This window comes from Mycobacterium sp. PO1, assembly GCF_017312405.1.
Lineage (GTDB): Bacteria > Actinomycetota > Actinomycetes > Mycobacteriales > Mycobacteriaceae > Mycobacterium.
Map to the genome: position 1 here is coordinate 1 of NZ_BLTG01000131.1, position 2,192 is coordinate 2,192.

Sequence of the window (2,192 nt, forward strand, 5' to 3'; positions counted from 1 at the left end):
ACCGACGCCAACAACTGCTCATACTCAGCCACCGACGCGGACCCGGTAAACGACAACACCCCACCGGAGAACCCCGCGGACACCGTCGCGGGCAGCAGACCGGCGTCATAACCCAACACATCGCCGACGTCATCAACCGTCACCGTCGCCGCCGACAGCACGTCCGAATCCAGATCCGTGATCACCACCACCGGACTCACCAGAATCGGCGAGCTGGTCGTGCCCGCAGCCACCGGTGTCGCCACCACCACCGGCGCCACCACAGCACCCGGCACACCCACCACCGTCACCAACGTCGCCGCCGGCAGGACACTTTCGCTGCCGAGCTCGTCCGCCACCTCGAACGACACCGTCTTCACCCCAGCAGTGTTCGAAGTCAACGTCACCGACGCCAACAACTGCTCATACACAGCCACCGACGCCGCACCGGTAAACGACAACACCCCACCGGCAAATCCCGCAGACACCGTCCCCGGCAACAGACCGGCGTCATAACCCAACACATCGCCGACGTCATCAACCGTCACCGTCGCCGCCGACAGCACGTCCGAATCCAGATCCGTGATCACCACCACCGGACTCACCATCACCGGCGAACCGGTGACGCCCGCAGCCACCGGTGTCGCCACCACCACCGGCGCCACCTCCGTACTCGGCGCACCCACCACCGTGACCAAGGTCTCCGCAGGAAGTGCGCTCGGACGCCCCTGGCCGTCAACGACGGCGAAGCCAACTGTCTTCACCCCTGCCGAATTGGAAGTGAGCGTGACTGAGGCGAGCAGCTGTTGATACCCAATCAAAGAAGCGGGCCCAGTGAATGTGAGTACTCCGTCGATATATTCGGCGGATACACCTTCGGGAAGTAGATCAGCATCGAAGCCAAGTACATCTCCGACGACCAGATCACTCTGGTCCAGAGACACAGTTGCCGAGGACAACTCAGTCGAATCAACATCAGTGATCAGAACAACCGGGCTGACGACAACCGGCGATCCGGCGGTACCCGCCGCTACCACTGCTGCAACCACAACCGGGGCGACCTGTGTAGTAGGCAGGCCGAGGACGGTAACAAGAGTCGCCGCCGGCAAGCCACTAGTGGTGCCCGAGGCATCGACGACGCCGAAGGAAACGGTCTTCACACCCGCATGTGCGGCAGTGATGCTCACCGAAGCAAGCAGCTGCTGATAATCCGCGATCGATGCAACACCGGTAAACGTAAGAACGCCATTGGCGAAATTGGCAGCGACGCCCTGCGGTACCAGACCCGCGTCGAAGCCCAAAGTGTCACCGCCTGCTGCAGCATCTGCGTTCAAGGAAACAGTCGCTGAGGACAACTCGGTCGAGTCCACATCTGTGATCGCGATGACCGGACTCACCACGAGTGGCGAACCGGTCGTTCCGGCCGCGGCGGGTGCCGCCACGACCACGGGAGCGATTTGTGTCGCGGGTAAACCGAGGACTGTCACCAAGGTGAGCGCCGGGAGAGTGCTCGCCACACCTGATGCGTCAGCCACGGCGAAGGACACGGTCTTAACCTCGGCGGTGTCCGAGGTCAAGGTCACCGACGCCAACAACTGCTCATACTCAGCCACCGACGCCGCCCCAGTGAACGTCAAGACTCCTCCGGAGAAGCCAGCAGACACACTCCCGGGTAGCAGACCCGCGTCATAGCCGATGACATCACCAGCGTTGTCCACCGCTACCGTCGCCGAAGCCAACATGTCCGAGTCCAAGTCGGTAATGACGACGACTGAGCTCACCACGATCGCCGAATTCGTTGTTCCACCAGCCACTGGAGTGGCCACCACCACCGGAGCGACCGTCGCCGCGGGTAGGCCGATCGCCGTCACGAGGGTGGATGCAGGTAATACGTTGGACGTGTCGGTGGCATCTACGACGGCGAAACTGACCGACTTCAGTCCGGCCGTCTGTGAAGAAAGCCTGACCGACGACAAAAGCTGTTGATACTCCGACACCGAAGCAGCTCCGGTGAACGTCAACACCCCACCGACGAACTCAGCCGTGACGTCGTCAGGCAAGAGATCGGCGTCAAAGCCCAGCACGTCATTAGCGTCGTCGACCGTCACCGTGGCCGACGACAACGACTCCGAATCCAAATCCGTGATCACCACAACCGGGCTCACCACCACCGGCGAACCCACCACCCCGGCAGCCACCGGCGTAGCCACCAC

At 62.5% G+C, this 2,192-nt stretch carries 1 pseudogene; it reads right to left on the reverse strand.

Features of this window, described 5'->3' with window-relative positions:
- Positions 1–2,087: pseudogene (locus tag J3476_RS27320) on the reverse strand (hypothetical protein); the annotation flags it as partial.
- Positions 2,088–2,192: the final 105 nt, after the last annotated feature.